At 61.5% G+C, this 14,294-nt stretch carries 10 protein-coding genes and 1 tRNA gene; 2 read left to right on the top strand and 9 right to left on the bottom strand.

Going from position 1 to position 14,294, the window contains the following annotated elements; genetic code table 11:
- Nucleotides 1-7: 7 nt before the first annotated feature.
- From cyoD to cyoA, 4 genes are read right to left on the bottom strand one after another with little or no spacing between them, the layout of a single operon-like run.
- On the bottom strand, nucleotides 8-349 hold the full coding sequence (gene cyoD, locus AB839_RS09390) for a cytochrome o ubiquinol oxidase subunit IV (protein ID WP_005415725.1): 342 nt from the start codon (nucleotides 347-349) through the stop codon (nucleotides 8-10).
- On the bottom strand, nucleotides 349-987 hold the full coding sequence (cyoC, locus tag AB839_RS09385) for a cytochrome o ubiquinol oxidase subunit III (protein WP_005408583.1): 639 nt from the start codon (nucleotides 985-987) through the stop codon (nucleotides 349-351). Before cyoC ends, cyoD begins: the two co-directional genes overlap by 1 nt.
- Entirely contained in the window at nucleotides 984-2,981 is a 1,998-nt protein-coding gene (cyoB, locus tag AB839_RS09380; RefSeq protein ID WP_061479143.1) for a cytochrome o ubiquinol oxidase subunit I, read from the bottom strand. The genes cyoC and cyoB overlap by 4 nt, the downstream gene beginning before the upstream one ends.
- A 2-nt stretch (nucleotides 2,982-2,983) precedes the next feature.
- Nucleotides 2,984-4,024 (bottom strand): ubiquinol oxidase subunit II, encoded by a 1,041-nt coding sequence (cyoA, locus tag AB839_RS09375; RefSeq protein ID WP_061479142.1) that lies wholly within the window; start codon nucleotides 4,022-4,024, stop codon nucleotides 2,984-2,986.
- 353 nt (nucleotides 4,025-4,377) lie between these two features.
- Between cyoA and AB839_RS09370 the strand changes: the two genes are divergently transcribed.
- Together AB839_RS09370 and AB839_RS09365 are read left to right on the top strand one after the other, a co-directional pair.
- The gene (locus tag AB839_RS09370; RefSeq protein WP_061479141.1) at nucleotides 4,378-5,013 is read left to right on the top strand and encodes a GyrI-like domain-containing protein; all 636 of its coding nucleotides are present in this window, start codon (nucleotides 4,378-4,380) and stop codon (nucleotides 5,011-5,013) included.
- A 13-nt stretch (nucleotides 5,014-5,026) separates the two neighbouring features.
- The gene (locus AB839_RS09365) at nucleotides 5,027-5,359 is read left to right on the top strand and encodes a hypothetical protein (protein ID WP_061479140.1); all 333 of its coding nucleotides are present in this window, start codon (nucleotides 5,027-5,029) and stop codon (nucleotides 5,357-5,359) included.
- A 460-nt stretch (nucleotides 5,360-5,819) separates the two neighbouring features.
- On the opposite strand, the gene AB839_RS22080 is transcribed toward AB839_RS09365, so the two are convergent.
- The 5 genes from AB839_RS22080 to AB839_RS09350 all read right to left on the bottom strand — a co-directional run bounded on the left by AB839_RS22080 (nucleotide 5,820) and on the right by AB839_RS09350 (nucleotide 14,109).
- Nucleotides 5,820-6,773 carry an RHS repeat-associated core domain-containing protein gene (locus tag AB839_RS22080; RefSeq protein ID WP_342668044.1) on the bottom strand — a complete coding sequence of 318 codons (954 nt, stop codon included), beginning with the start codon at nucleotides 6,771-6,773 and terminating at the stop codon, nucleotides 5,820-5,822.
- A 253-nt stretch (nucleotides 6,774-7,026) separates the two neighbouring features.
- Nucleotides 7,027-7,102, bottom strand: a tRNA-Thr gene (locus tag AB839_RS09355).
- A gap of 145 nt (nucleotides 7,103-7,247) precedes the next feature.
- Nucleotides 7,248-7,706, bottom strand: coding sequence for a hypothetical protein (locus AB839_RS21520; RefSeq protein WP_156476635.1), 459 nt, complete (start codon nucleotides 7,704-7,706; stop codon nucleotides 7,248-7,250).
- 27 nt (nucleotides 7,707-7,733) lie between these two features.
- Nucleotides 7,734-8,705, bottom strand: coding sequence for an RHS repeat-associated core domain-containing protein (locus tag AB839_RS21100; RefSeq protein ID WP_241776759.1), 972 nt, complete (start codon nucleotides 8,703-8,705; stop codon nucleotides 7,734-7,736).
- Between the two features lie 22 nt (nucleotides 8,706-8,727).
- The gene (locus AB839_RS09350; protein ID WP_156476634.1) at nucleotides 8,728-14,109 is read right to left on the bottom strand and encodes an RHS repeat protein; all 5,382 of its coding nucleotides are present in this window, start codon (nucleotides 14,107-14,109) and stop codon (nucleotides 8,728-8,730) included.
- Nucleotides 14,110-14,294: the final 185 nt, after the last annotated feature.

Below are 14,294 nucleotides of genomic sequence, written 5' to 3'. Positions count from 1 at the left end.
GAGGACGTCAGTGCATCATGTGCACGTTCATGTTGTGCATGACCCACAGGGTGCCGATCACGATGATGCCGATCACCACGACGGTGAAGGCCGCAGCGTTGACGTTCCAGCGGCTTTCCGAAGAGCGGTCCAGGTGCAGGAAGAACACCAGGTGGACCAGCATCTGCAGCACCGCGGTGACCGCGATCACCACACCGTTGACGGTGCGCGAGAAATCGCCCGACATCACCATCCAGAACGGGATGACGGTCAGCACCACCGCCAGCACGAAGCCGATCAGGTACGACTTCACGCTGCCGTGGCTTTCGCCGCCGGTGCCGTGGTCGTGTGCATGGTTGTCATGTGCCATTACAGCGCTCCATTGAGGTAGACGACGGAGAACACGCCGATCCAGATCAGGTCCAGGAAGTGCCAGAACAGGCTCAGGCACGCCATGCGGGTCTTGTTGGTCGGGGTCAGGCCGTACTTCTTCAGCTGCACGAACATCACCAGCAGCCACAGCAGGCCGGCGCTGACGTGCAGGCCGTGGGTACCGACCAGGGCGAAGAACGCCGACAGGAAGGCACTGCGGTCCGGACCGTAGCCCTGATGGATCAGGTGCTGGAACTCCCACACTTCCATGCACATGAAGCCGAAGCCCAGCAGCCAGGTGATGCCCAGCCACAGGTACATCTGGCCCATCTGCTTGCGGTGCATGGCAATCATGCCCAGGCCGAAGGTCAGCGACGAGGTCAGCAGCAGCGCGGTTTCCCACGCCACGAACGGCAGCTCGAACAGGTCCTTCGCGGTGGGACCGCCATCGGTACCGCCTGCCAGCACCACGTAGGTGGCGAACAGCGAGGCGAAGATGAGGCAGTCGCTCATCAGGTACACCCAGAAACCGAAGACGGTGTTGCCGCCGGTATCGTGGTGCTCGTGGTCGTCATGGCCATGGGCCGCCGCATGCGCGGCGTGCCCGTGGCTCAGGGTCGAGGTATTGGTGCTCATGCCTTCAGCTCCGACTTCACCAGGCCCTGGGCTTCCAGGTGCTTGCGGTGTTCGTTCTCGATGCGTTCCACCTCGGCGGCCGGGACCCAGTAGTCCACGTCCTGGTCGAAGGTGCGGTAGATGAACGTGGCGATCATGCCGACGAAGCCGACGATGGCCAGCCACCAGATGTGCCAGATCATCGCGAAGCCGAACACCAGGCTGAAGGCACCGATGACAACGCCCGTGCCGGTGTTGCGCGGCATGTGGATGTCGGTGTACTTGGCCGGCTTCGGCCAGGCTTCACCCCGCTGCTTGCGCTCCCAGAAATCGTCCAGCTCGGTGACTTCCGGCAGCGTCGCGAAGTTGTAGAAGGCCGGCGGCGAGGAGGTTTCCCACTCCAGCGTACGGGCATCCCACGGGTCGCCGGTCAGGTCGACGGTCTTCTTGCGGTCGCGGATCGACACGGCCACCTGGATGATCTGGCACAGGATGCCGGCGCCGACGATGAACGCGCCGCAGGCAGCAACCAGCAGCAGCGGCTCGTAGGCCGGGTTCACGGTGCTCTGCAGGCGGCGGGTCATGCCCATGAAGCCCAGCACGTACATCGGCATGAAGGTCACGTAGAAGCCGATGAACCAGCACCAGAACGCGCACTTGCCCCAGAACTCATTGAGGCGGAAGCCGAACATCTTCGGCCACCAGTAGGTGATGCCGGCGAACATGCCGAACACCACGCCGCCGATGATGACGTTGTGGAAGTGGGCGATCAGGAACAGGCTGTTGTGCAGCACGAAGTCGATGGCCGGGATCGCCAGCATCACGCCGGTCATGCCGCCGATGACGAAGGTGACCATGAAGCCGATCGTCCACAGCACCGGGGTGGTGAAGTGCACGCGACCGCGGAACATGGTGAACAACCAGTTGAAGATCTTCACGCCGGTCGGGATCGAGATGATCATCGTCGTGATGCCGAAGAAGGCATTGACGTTGGCACCCGAACCCATGGTGAAGAAGTGGTGCAGCCACACGATGAACGACAGCACGCCGATGCAGGCGGTGGCGTAGACCATGCCCTTGTAGCCGAACAGCGCCTTGCGCGAGAAGGTCGCGATGACTTCGGAGAACACACCGAACGCCGGCAGGACCAGGATGTACACCTCCGGGTGACCCCAGATCCAGATCAGGTTGATGTACAGCATGGCGTTGCCGCCACCGTCATTGGTGAAGAAGTGCGTACCCAGGTAACGGTCCAGGGTCAGCAGCACCAGGGTGATGGTCAGCACCGGGAAGGCCGCGACGATCAGCACGTTGGTCACCAGGGCGGTCCAGGTGAACACCGGCATCTGCATCAGCTTCATGCTCGGGGTGCGCATCTTGAGGATGGTGATGAAGAAGTTGATACCACTGAGCGTGGTACCCAAACCCGCCACCTGTAGACCCCAGATGTAGTAGTCCATGCCGACGCTTGGACTGTATTCGATGCCCGACAACGGCGGGAACGCCAGCCAGCCGGTGGCAGCGAACTCACCGATCCACAGCGACAGCATGATCAGCACCGCACCGGACACGAACAGCCAGAAGCTGAGCGAGTTGACGAACGGGAACGCGACGTCGCGCGCACCGATCTGCAGCGGCACGGCCAGGTTCATCAGGCCGGTGATCAGCGGCATCGCCACGAAGAAGATCATGATCACGCCGTGGGCGGTGAAGATCTGGTCGTAGTGGTGCGGCGGCAGGTAACCCTCGGAACCACCGACGGCGATGGCCTGCTGGGTACGCATCATGATGGCGTCGGAGAAACCGCGCAGCAGCATGACGAAGGCGACGATGAGGTACATCACGCCGATCTTCTTGTGATCCACCGAAGTGAACCACTCCTTCCACAGATAGCCCCACAGCTTGAACTTGGTGATCAGGGCGACGACGCCCAGGCCACCAAGAACCGCGCCGACCAGAGTGGTCAGCACGATCGGATCGTGGGGGATCGACTCAAGAGAGAGTTTTCCCAACATGTTCATTCTCCCGAACCCGCGTGGCCGGAATGGCCTGCGTGTTCGTGTTCGGTGGCATCCAGGTTTTCACCCGATTCCTTGGAATCATGCGCGTCACTCGGGGCGTGGCCCTCGTGCGCTTCATGGGTGGCGGCATCGGCAGCGGCGGCACCAGCATGCGAGTGCTTCATGCCGTAATGCTTGTTGTCGCCCATGTGCTTGGCGATGACCCAGTCGAACAGGCCTTCTTCGGTCTTGCCGAAGTAAGTGACCGGATACCACTCGGCGTTGCGTGCTTCACCCAGGGCCTTGAACGAGGCCTTGTCCAGGGTCTGCTCGCCGGCGCGGACCTGGTCCAGCCACTGGCGGTACTCGGCATCAGTGACCGAGTAGGCGGTGAAGTGCATCTTGGCGAAGCCCGCGCCGCTGTAGTGCGAGGACATGCCCGGGAATTCACCGGTCTCGTTGGCGATCAGGTGGAGCTTGGTCTCCATCGCAGCCATCGAGTAGATCATGCTGCCCAGGTGCGGGATGAAGAACGCATTCATCACCGAATCGGACGTGATCTTGAAGTTCAGCGGCGTGTTGACCGGGAACTTGATTTCGTTGACGACCGCCACCTTCTCTTCCGGATAGATGAACAGCCACTTCCAGTCCAGCGAGATCGCCTCGATGGTGACCGGCTTGACGTCCGAATCCAGCGGACGGTACGGGTCCAGTGCGTGCGACGAGCGCCAGGTCAGGACCGCCAGGACCAGCACGATCATGCACGGGATCGACCACACCACCACCTCGATCGCCGTCGAGTGGGACCACTTCGGCTCGTAGCGGGCCTTGGTGTTGGAGGCGCGATACTTCCACGCGAACGTCAGGGTCATGATGATGACCGGGATGACGACCAGCAGCATGAGCACGGTGGCCGTGATCAGCAGGGTCTTCTCATCCTGGCCGATCTGGCCCTTCGGACTGAGGATGGCCACGGCATCGCAGCCGGTGAGCATCACCAGCAACGACAGCAGCAGGCCCGGGCGCAACCAGCGCCCAAGGGTTTTCAACGGAATCATCGGTCGATCCAATTGCGAGGGAATGCCGTTCCCCGTCCCTGCCTGTTCCGGCCAAAGCCGGTCCCACCGGTCCGGAAGACAGGCAGGGAGGTGGGGTCGAGTCAGCCTTTCAATTTTAGGCCGTCGCCCACCATTTAAGAAAGGCATTGACATTGATCGAGCGCAGGAAAGGCCCGAATCTGGCTGCGACACGTTGTCGCACCGCGCACGCGCGGCGGGCAGGACGCCCGCGGGCGGCATCCTGGCATCAGGTGCTGGCCGGCAGTCCGCCCTCGTTCGGCAAAGTCACCTGAACCTGTTCAGGCGTGCTGACGGGTGCCTGGCGTGGGATGCTCGGCGCAGGAGGAAGGCCCGTGGACAAGATCGACTTCAAGAAGCGCGACCGGGCGCTCTATCAACCGCCCGCCGGCAGGTTCGTACGCGTGGATGTACCGCCCATTCCCTACGTGATGGTCGATGGTCGCGGCGACCCGAACACGGCCCCCGCCTACCTGCAGGCCGTGCAGTGGCTGTATTCGGTGAGCTATGCACTGAAGTTCGCGCTGAAGGCCGAAGGGCGCGACTACGTGGTGCCACCGCTGGAAGCACTGTGGAGTGCCGAGAACCCGGCCAGCTTCGTCGCGCGGCGCAAGGATGAGTGGGCCTGGACCGTGATGATCCGCACGCCTGAGGACATCCGGCCTGCGCAGTGGCAAGCGGCGATCAGCAACGCGCGCGCGAAGCTGGGAGATGCGCCGCCCAGCCTCCGCCATGAACGCCTTGCCGAAGGCCCCAGCCTGCAGACGTTGCACGTGGGCGCCTACGACGACGAAGGCCCCATCCTGGCGCAGCTGCATGACCAAGTGATGCCCGCACTGGGATACACCTTTGCCGGCCCCCATCATGAGATCTACCTCAGCGACCCGCGCAGGACCGACGCAGCGCGGTTGAAAACCGTGCTGCGGCAGCCGGTGCGGCCGATCGGGCCTGATGAGGATTCCCGCAGATGACACAAGGAATGCCATGCGCCTGATCAACCGACTCCTGCACTGGAACACCCTGCCCGCCGGGCGCCGCCTGATGGCCGTGCTGGGTGCTGCGCTGGTGATCGTGCTGGCCTGCAATCCGGATCTGCTGCCGTTGTTACCGGTGGTGGATGCGCTGGGGCTGGACGTGCTGATGCTGTTGCTGGGTGCGCAGGTGGTGGCGGTACTGCCTTGGGTGCGGGAGCGGGCCGCGCGCGGGATCAGAGTGCTCGCACGCCTGCTGATCGGCGCATTGGCGGGAGCTGCAGGTGGCTACATCCGGCAGCTGGCGTGGTGGCTGGCGAAGGATGCGGGGATGGCGCGGCGTTGATGGCGTCGCGCCGCTAATCGGCCCAACGAAAAGCCCCGACCAAAGGCCAGGGCTTTTCTACAACTGGTGCCGGAAACAGGAGTCGAACCTACATTTCATCTCAGTCCCGGGTCTGTCGGTCCAGCGATATTTCCGGTTCCGACCATCCTGTCCAGACTCTCCTCAAATACCTCACCATCTTCAATGTAGAGCTGGACTTCGTGGTCGGATGATAGCCGGATGTCCAGTACCCATACTTGCGGCGCGCCGGCAAGCGCATCGCACAGATCACCCGTAGACACCTCTAACGGCCTGTTCACCATCCGCTCTCGAAGATGACCCAAGGTCGCTTTTGACTCCGCTCCCGAAGGGACATCCAAATGCGATAGCAGCCAAATATCATTCGTGCTGAAGTTATCTCTTAACGCCTCAACTACCCTGTCTCCCGTGATTGGGAAGTCCCAAGCGTTTACCGTCATGACTATCCGCCTCCGTTAAGCGGCCGCGCGGGTCCGCGTGAAGGAGTGCCCCCGGTAGCACTCGGCCCATAAGGATGTTCGTGCGGGTTCGTATGACTGCCCGGCCGGCCGTGGTCAGTAAAATCAATAGTCTTTACCGGCCTCCCGTGACCGTCGAATTCTCTCGCCTGGTCGTACTTTCCATTTCTACCATCTCGCTGCCCCAGTTGCGTATGCGGGCCAGCCGCATCCGGTTCTGGTGCAGGCTCACCATTGGGCTTAGTGGGTAGTGGTCGGTCGGGGAAACGATTGGGTATTGGCTGCCCGTCTCGCCCCCGCCGAACTGTATCCCGACCTGCGGGACGTTCAGTGGGTCTCGAAGTTGGCCTTCCACTTGGCCCGCTCTCGCGATTCCCCCCGGATGTATCCTCACTGCGCTGGATGTTTCCACCGGGGTTGGGAACCGGGATGGGGAGGATGTAAGGGGCCGGCATCGGAATCGCCTGCCGTCCATCAGGATCAGTGAACTTGTACGGATTCCCGTTGGCATAGCGATACCGATTGAACTGCCCAACCGGCTGCTCATACGCCGTCACCGGATCCACCGACAGGAACACCCCCAACTGCGGATCCATGTACCGCTGCTGCATGTAGCTCAGCCCGGTGGTCGAGTCGCTCACATGCCCCGTATACCCTGGTCCGTCCGTGACCTGACCACCGACTACGGCTCCGTAGGGCTCGTAGTCATAGCGCTTGATCACGTTGCCGTTGGCATCGCTCTCGGCCACGACCGAGCCCAGCGCGTCCGTGTGGATGTAGGTGACCGTCGCTTGGGCAATTGCGGCTGGCGACACGCCAAGGCCGATCAGCAGCACGCAGCACAGCCAAGCGCCCAATGCCCCCAGCTTCCGAACTCGATCTTCAATCCTCCTGAAGCGGGTCGACACACCGCCTGCAGTTCCCCCGAACCTGCGCATCCTTCCAATCCCTGAAAGAGCCTCGAAGCAAGGCCGTGTACTCATAGCACAGGAATGACCGGCTGCGGTTGCCAAGTCAGGAACAGGGCGAGGAGGTAAGCGTCTGGGAAGCCGGAGGGGCGAGCTGCCCCCCCCCGAGATTCGGAAATCGCGACCTGCCAGCCATGGGCTGGCACTACGGGTTGCCGGCCAGCGGCCGGCACTACCGGAGCACAAAAAAGCCCCGACCAGGGCCGGGGCTTTCCATCAAACATGGTGCCGGAAACAGGAGTCGAACCTGCGACCTACGCATTACGAATGCGCCGCTCTACCAACTGAGCTATTCCGGCTTAGCTGGGCATCATAGCAGCAACTTTTCGCTGTGGTCAATTACCCCCACGGGTGGACAATTGCCTACTGGCCCCTCAGAACGTCCGCAGTCATTGAGTCACACTCTCAACCCACGCCACCTTCCCAGCCTGCCAGGGGGTGAACCTACGGCCCCGGTGGCAATTCGCACGTTGATGTCCCCTCTATGGCTTTGATCGCCTTTTCAATCTCTTCGCGAGGGCTTACTGCTGGTGCAAGAACCAGCGGTCCCAAGTTGGACTCAATGGGTTCTGTCTTTTTAATTGCATCATGGAGAAGAGGCAGCGCCACTCGAGAATGGCATCCAAGCACTGCCAATGTCTTCGATGCGTAAAACCGCCCCACATCGCCATCAACATCTAGAAGTGAAGCGATCTCGCGCACTGTCGAGCTGTTGACTTCATTAACTTCCTCCTTCCTGAGACCCGAAAGATATTCGAACAAGGCACTCATACCCAGAGCCCTTCCATCGGCGGTAGGTTGCGCTTTTATCTCATGAACTGATGAAGTGACACTTCGGTTAACGTCCTGACCACCTCCTACAGATGCAACACTGAGAACAAAAAAAAGTGCAAACACTTCCATACATCCCTCCAATACCCGAATAACTCATCAAGGCCATTCCACTTGAAATCTAACATCTACCGAAGGCGTCGCCGAGGAAGTACTCAATTTCGGATCAACTGATGTTGAAGGAAGTACTCCTGCGAACCCTACTCCACCAGGCACAAAGGAAGAAGGCAAACTCAAACCCTCATAGAACCTAGCACTTCCAGACCAGGTCACCTTTCCCCTATACCATTCACTCGGAAGCCTGTTGACCTTGAATGTATCCTGTCCATAGGGTGTAGGAACCGAACTCCCTGGAGACACCGTCCAAGCTTCCCAGTAGCGAGTGGATGGAAGACCCACGATGCGATGCCCTGCCCTGTCAAACGCCTCAACAGTAACTGAAATATCTTGGACTATCGCACCACCTCTTGGCGAAACCTGAGAAAGGCTCCAATTCCGCACCAGTTCACTTGTCCCATTGGCACCTGCGGAACGGTTGATCGTCTCGTCTGCAACGAGACGCTGCCCACCGATAGAAGTGCTCCTCACTCCCGCTGTTGACCTGCTCACTCCGGAGGAACCGCCAAGCGCCCCCTGCTCCAACTGGCAGCCTGTGTCTTTGCCACACGCTCGTCGGCCATCGGGATCAAAGTAGCGGTAGGGATTCGAATTGGCGTACCTGTAGCGTCCGAATGCGCCCACCGGATCGCGCATAGCCGATACAGGATCCACACTTAGAAACACACCCAACTGTGAATCCATGTACCGTTGCTGCATGTAGCTCAAGCCTGTCGAGGCATCGGTCACATGCCCGGTATAACCAGGCCCATCAGCGACGGACCCACCAATCACAGCACCATAGGGCTCATAGGTGGTACGTCGGATAACGATGCCAGCTGAGTCAGTCTCAGCGACCGGTGACCCTAACGCATCGGTGTGGATATAGGTAATCGTCTCCGCAGCAGCCTGATTGAACAGCCCACCCAGAATCAGCGCGGCCCCGGCAGCGGTCCGAATCAGCAGCGTCCTCATTCCTGCGTCCATCGAGTCCACCTCAGTTCGACCAGGCCGAGCACGCCTGCGCATTGCAGGCACGAACGACGTAGGCTGCATCGCATCGAGTGTCCAGCTCGTAGCCTGCCCCCGTGGTCGTATAGGTCGCACCACCGCGGGACGAACGCACCTGGTAGTAGGTTGCACCAGTGGAAATATTCCAGACGATGGAGCACAGCTGAGGTTGATTCTTGGCGATCCTCACGCCGGTCGGAACCGGAGGCGCACTGGAGATGACGATCTGACCCGACACGGAACTCGGCCCGCACCCGGCAGGATTGCAGGCACGACCACGGTAGAAGAACGTCCCACCACCGCCTTTGCTCAGGGTGACGCTGCGTTCACCCGCGATGGTGCTCCAGTTGGCATTGTCGGTGCTCTCGTCGATCTCGTAACGAGACGCCTCTGCCACTTCCAGCAACGCGACGGAGTAACCCACTCCCATGCCCGCTGTTCCAGGCACCCGGATCTCGGGAGCGGCCGGAGGACCAATCACGCGCACACCCGCTACCGCCGACCATGGGCCGCATCCAGCAACATTGCAACCACGCACCTGATAATCCCACTGACCAGGCCAACGGCCGCCACGCGCCACCGAGGTAGCGCCATCCTCCTGAGCAAGGCCGAAGCCACCACCATTGAACTGTTCCATCAACTGATAGCTTGTCGCTGCGGGAATCGCACCCCACCACATGCTCACGGTGGAACTGTAACTCGTGCCGCCAAGGTTGATCCCCGTTGCCTGGACAGGGGGCAGCGTCACGACGATGTTCGCAGTTGAACTGGCCGCACTGCACCCGGCGTCATTACATGCGAACGCACGATAGGCATGACTACCAGCGCTTCGTCCGCTGATGGCCAGCTGAGTGCCGCTGATCCTGTTGATCTCTGTCCACGTGCCACCGTTGAGCTGCTCTTCAATGCGGTAGCTACTGGCTTGAGCCACACTCGAAAGAGAGAGGGTGTAGCTGCCGTTGTAGCTCGCGGCGGGCACGGACACTGTCGGCACGGATGGGGCATACAGCGCGGTAATCGCCGCTTCGGCCGAGTAGGCGCCGCAGCCCTGTGGATTGCATGCTTTGACCCGATAGCGATAGGTGCCTGCAGGCTTGCTGGTCACTTGATAGGTTCGGCCAGAGCCATCAAAGGCCACATTCCAACCATCACCCACGGCCTCTTCAAGCACAAAGCGGGCAGCACCCTGCACCGCTGACCAGCTTAGGGAATAGGTTCCGTTGATACCTTGTGCCGGTGCGGTGATCACCGGTGCAGCTGTGGGAGCAAGCTCCACCTGGATGGAGGCTTCCACACCCCAAGCGCCGCAGACAGTGCCATTGCAGGCACGGCCACGATATCGATAGACGCCGGAGCTTCGCCCGGCCAGCGAAACGTTCAGCGCGGGCCCTTGATAGACAGCCTGCCAGTCTCCGCCATTCGACTCCTGCACCTCGTAACGCTGCGCACCGGCAACGGCTGCCCACTGCACCGCAAACGCGCCGTCCGCGCTGTAACCCGGAACCGTTACGACCAATGCTGCAGGCGCGATATCCACAGCACGCTTGGCAACGAGGCTGCCGTTGAGCTGGATATAGTCAAAGCCCTTCGCCTGGCGCTGGTCGTGCTGATAGCGCAGCACGCCATCCTGCCCATACAGGGAGCGAATGTTGCCAATGGTTGCGCTGGCCAAGGTACGACGGCCATGTGCATCGTACTGATAAGCCTCCTTGCCATCGACCTCGCGCAGGCGATTGCCATAGTCGAACCGGAACGCCACGCCGTTGCGGATCTTCAGATTGCCCTGCGCGTCATACCCCAGCCCGGTCACGGTCGCACCACTGTCGACATCCCGCACGTTCGTCAACCGATTGTTGAAGTCGTATTCAAAGGACTGCCGCCGCGCGCCGACGTTGGCGGCCACGATGTTGTCCAGAACGTTGTACGCATAGCTTGCGTTTCCGAAGCTGGCTGCCGTCACCGCGGTCAGACGATCCAGACCGTCATAGCGCATGTCGCGGTTTCCAGGGGCTGCCGGCAGGCCGTCACTGATGGCCGCCACATTGCCATTGGCATCGTAATCGTAGCCATCATCGATGACCTTGCCACCGGCACCACTGTCGGTGCTGCGATCGGGAAGGCCGCGCGCGTTCTGCGTCATCTGATGCACGACGCCGTTACCATAGGTGAAGCCGCTCATGCCGCCGTTCGCGTAATAGCGCACGTTGGTGGCGAAGGTTCCGGCGCGCGTCGGCTGCCCCAGCGCATTCGGGCCGTAGGCGATCGTCAGGCCGGACGGCTGCACATGAGTTGCCAAGGCGCCGTTCGCATCGTAGCCATAGCCCAGTGCCCAGGGCTCGCCGCCGTCGTAGGCCACGCTCTCGGACGTAGGCAGCCCGCGTAGGTTGTAGGTGTAGTCGTTGGTGGTGACGGCGCCGTTGTTGCGGGTCTGCACACGCTTCACTTTCCCGCCAGGCCAGTAGTTCCAGTCCTGATCACCCTGGCCATCCGAGAAGCGCAGCGTCAGCAAACGATTCATGCTGTCGTAGGTGCGGTCAGCCCGTGAAGGCGACGCATAGGCAGCCTCGCTGTCGCATTGAGGGCCCAGCAACGTCAGGCCCGAGGCAGACCAGAGCAGATTGCCTGCAGCGTCATAGCCCATGCCGGTCGCACCCGTTTCGGGCTCCATGCTCTTGCACAGTCGCTGGGCGCCGTCATAGACGTACTGCCGCCGCACACTGATGCTGCCATCGCCGTTGCGTCGCAGGATCGACAGCGGCTTACCCAGCGTGTCGCGCTGAATCTCCGTCACCACTCCCTCAGCGTGGAGAATCCGGATGGGCGTGTCCTGGCTGGGCTTGCCGTACATCAGGTAGTCGGTGGTGGTGGCAATGCCGCGCGGATTGGTCACCCTTACGCTGCCTCCACCGAGCTGCTCGGTGGTCGTGACAAGCCGGCCCAGTTCGCTGTCCTGCTCGCTACGGTTGGGGCGCCCGAGCGCGTCATAGCCGGTATGGGTGCCGGGCAGCGCCGAGCGGAAGTCGGACGCCGCGCGCGTCGGATAGGAGGTGAAAACCAGGCGCCCATTGCTGTCATAACGGGTCACCGTCTGGCGCAATGTACCGCCACGGTCCGCAGCGTCGAACGACTCTTCCAACACTGGGCGCCACAACCCATCGTAGTACGTCACCGCGCGTGCGTTGCCGGTACTGGACTCGCGCTTCCAATGTCCCGCTTCCAGCCCGATCTCCGCTCCCGGCACCTGGAAGAATCGCGTTGTAGAAGGATTCCAGGCCACGCTGTCATTGGCGGCCTGGGTCGCCAGTACGATCCGGCCCATCCCGTCGTAGTCGAAGCTTCGGCTGGCACCATTGGGCTCCACCGCCGTGCGCACCCAACCATTGTCGTCGACCTGCAGCGAGGCACTGCTGCCGTCCGGGTACGCAACAGTCTGCGGCAGACCACGCTTCCAGCTGCCCAGTGCAATGGCATTGCCGTTGCCGTCGGTCACGGAGGCGAGCGTGCCATCCGCGTGGTAACCCAGCGCCTGCTGCAGCATGCCGAAGGCGTAGGTACGCTGCGGGCGCGCCAACGCGTCGAAGTCAGTGCGCTCGGTCTCGATCTCGACGCCACCAACGGTCTGTGTACTGCGCCCGACCTGGCCGAGTATCCAGCGGCCGGTGTCGTCGAAGTAGGTGGTTCTCAGCGTCCGCGAGCGCCCCAACGAGTTGCTCTCGGTCTGCACCACCGGCCGCACATGCACATCGAACTGATCTGTCGTGTTGACGAAGCTGACGCCATCCTGGCTGAGAACGGACTGCTTCAAGGGACGCGCCCTCACCGCGAACGCATCATCCGCTGCAGACAGCAGACCATAGCTGTCAGCGAACGGCATCGTGGGCGCATCCGCCTCGGTAACGTAGCTGTTGCTAACGACCTGGACGATCGTTCCGTCAGGGGCGCGGACAGCCTCTTCCAACAGCTGACCTTCGTTCTCGTCAATCTTGATTCCGAACACGCGATGGCGGCGGGTGCCATCCGGTTCAACGACGGTGGAAACCGCAGCATCGGCACGCGAGTCGTAACCGCCGCCTTCAAATGACCAGGCCTGGGCGCTCAACCCCGGCCCAGACAAAAGCTTCCGCTTGATTGCATAGAGGTCGAACGAAGCCGAGGCGCGCTGGTAGTAACGGGTACCCAGTTTTGCGCAGGCGTTTGCACCGATACCCGTGCGGATGCGCCGAACGTACTCAAACTCGAATTCGCCGCGCGCGCCCGCTGGATGGGTCGCGACCAACGTAAACGTCGAAGGAATGAACGATGGTTTGGTGCAACGCGTCGGGTTTCCATCCCAGGATCCATACTCGGGGTTCAGTCCGCCAAACTCGTCAGGTGCGCTGTACTCATAGGTGTAACGCGAACCGTCCGGCTGGACCACCGCGCGCAGGCTTGGCCAGCGCGCGAATCCCAGCGCCCCGGCTCGCGCGTTGTACTCATAGCGCCAGGTGCGGCCATTGGCGGTCGCACTGGTGATTTCGTCACCAGCGTAGGCGATGTCGATGGCACGCCCATCGTTGCTTCGGATCCCGACCAGCTTGTCTCCGGCATAGTCGTAGGCGACCCAGTTGCCGTGGCGGTCTTCGACCCGGCTTGCCATCAGCAACACCCGCACCATTCCGAAGCTCGAGCCACCGAAGTCCATCGGCCCGACCCAACGCTCGATTCCCACGTCGAAGAAGTACCGGTTGCCCTCGCCATCCACCCCAAGAAATCCTTCACCTGGATAGCCGTTGGCGGTGGCTGGCAGGCAGGAGAAACGGAGATTACCCCGCGTTCCCCAGTTGTAGATGGCGCCATCGGTCGGCCGCGGATTGACCGTGCCGGCTGCGCCGATATAGAGGAGCTCCTGGTCGGAGCCACCGGGGATGTGTGCCTTGTTGCCGGTCCAAACTTCGTACAGATTCGCGATGGTCGGAACCTTCGGGTAGAAGGGCTGACCACAGCGTTGCGTCGCCCCGTTGCCCCCGATGTTCCATTTGCTTGTGGCTTCGAACGTCCCATCGATGAAGGGGACATCGATGTCCCAGCTACCGAATCCGCCCAGTGGCTGGCGGTCCTTGAATGAGCCTATCGACAAGCGGCGCTGCAGCCGCACCGGCAAGGCAGAGTTGCCAGGGAATTCAACGTCGGTAACCACGAACTCGGTCGCGCCGGAGCTTGGATTGATCTTCTCGCCGAACAGTTCCGATGTCAGCGGCGAGAGCATCTCACCTGTCCGGATCCGCTTGTTGTATTCGGTATGCGGGGTCAACGGGCTGCTTGCGACAGCCGACCAGACCATACCCACCAATACCGTCCCCAACACCCCCCGCAACGGCCAATTGCGCATGGAACATCCCTCTTTCCAGATGCGTCGGCAAACGGACTACGCACATCCGCCGACCTGTCCTGGCGTCATGTTCCGGCCAACCTGCAACTGCGCCGTCCCTTGCGCCCCTATGATTCAGAGAGGCGCAAGCCCCTCCTTCACCCCAGCTTCATATGATATTCATTCAAAGTAAAGACCCTACCCGC

The sequence above is a fragment of the Stenotrophomonas sp. DDT-1 genome (assembly GCF_001580555.1).
Lineage (GTDB): Bacteria > Pseudomonadota > Gammaproteobacteria > Xanthomonadales > Xanthomonadaceae > Stenotrophomonas > Stenotrophomonas sepilia.
This window is presented reverse-complemented; position numbering and strand designations above follow the sequence as displayed.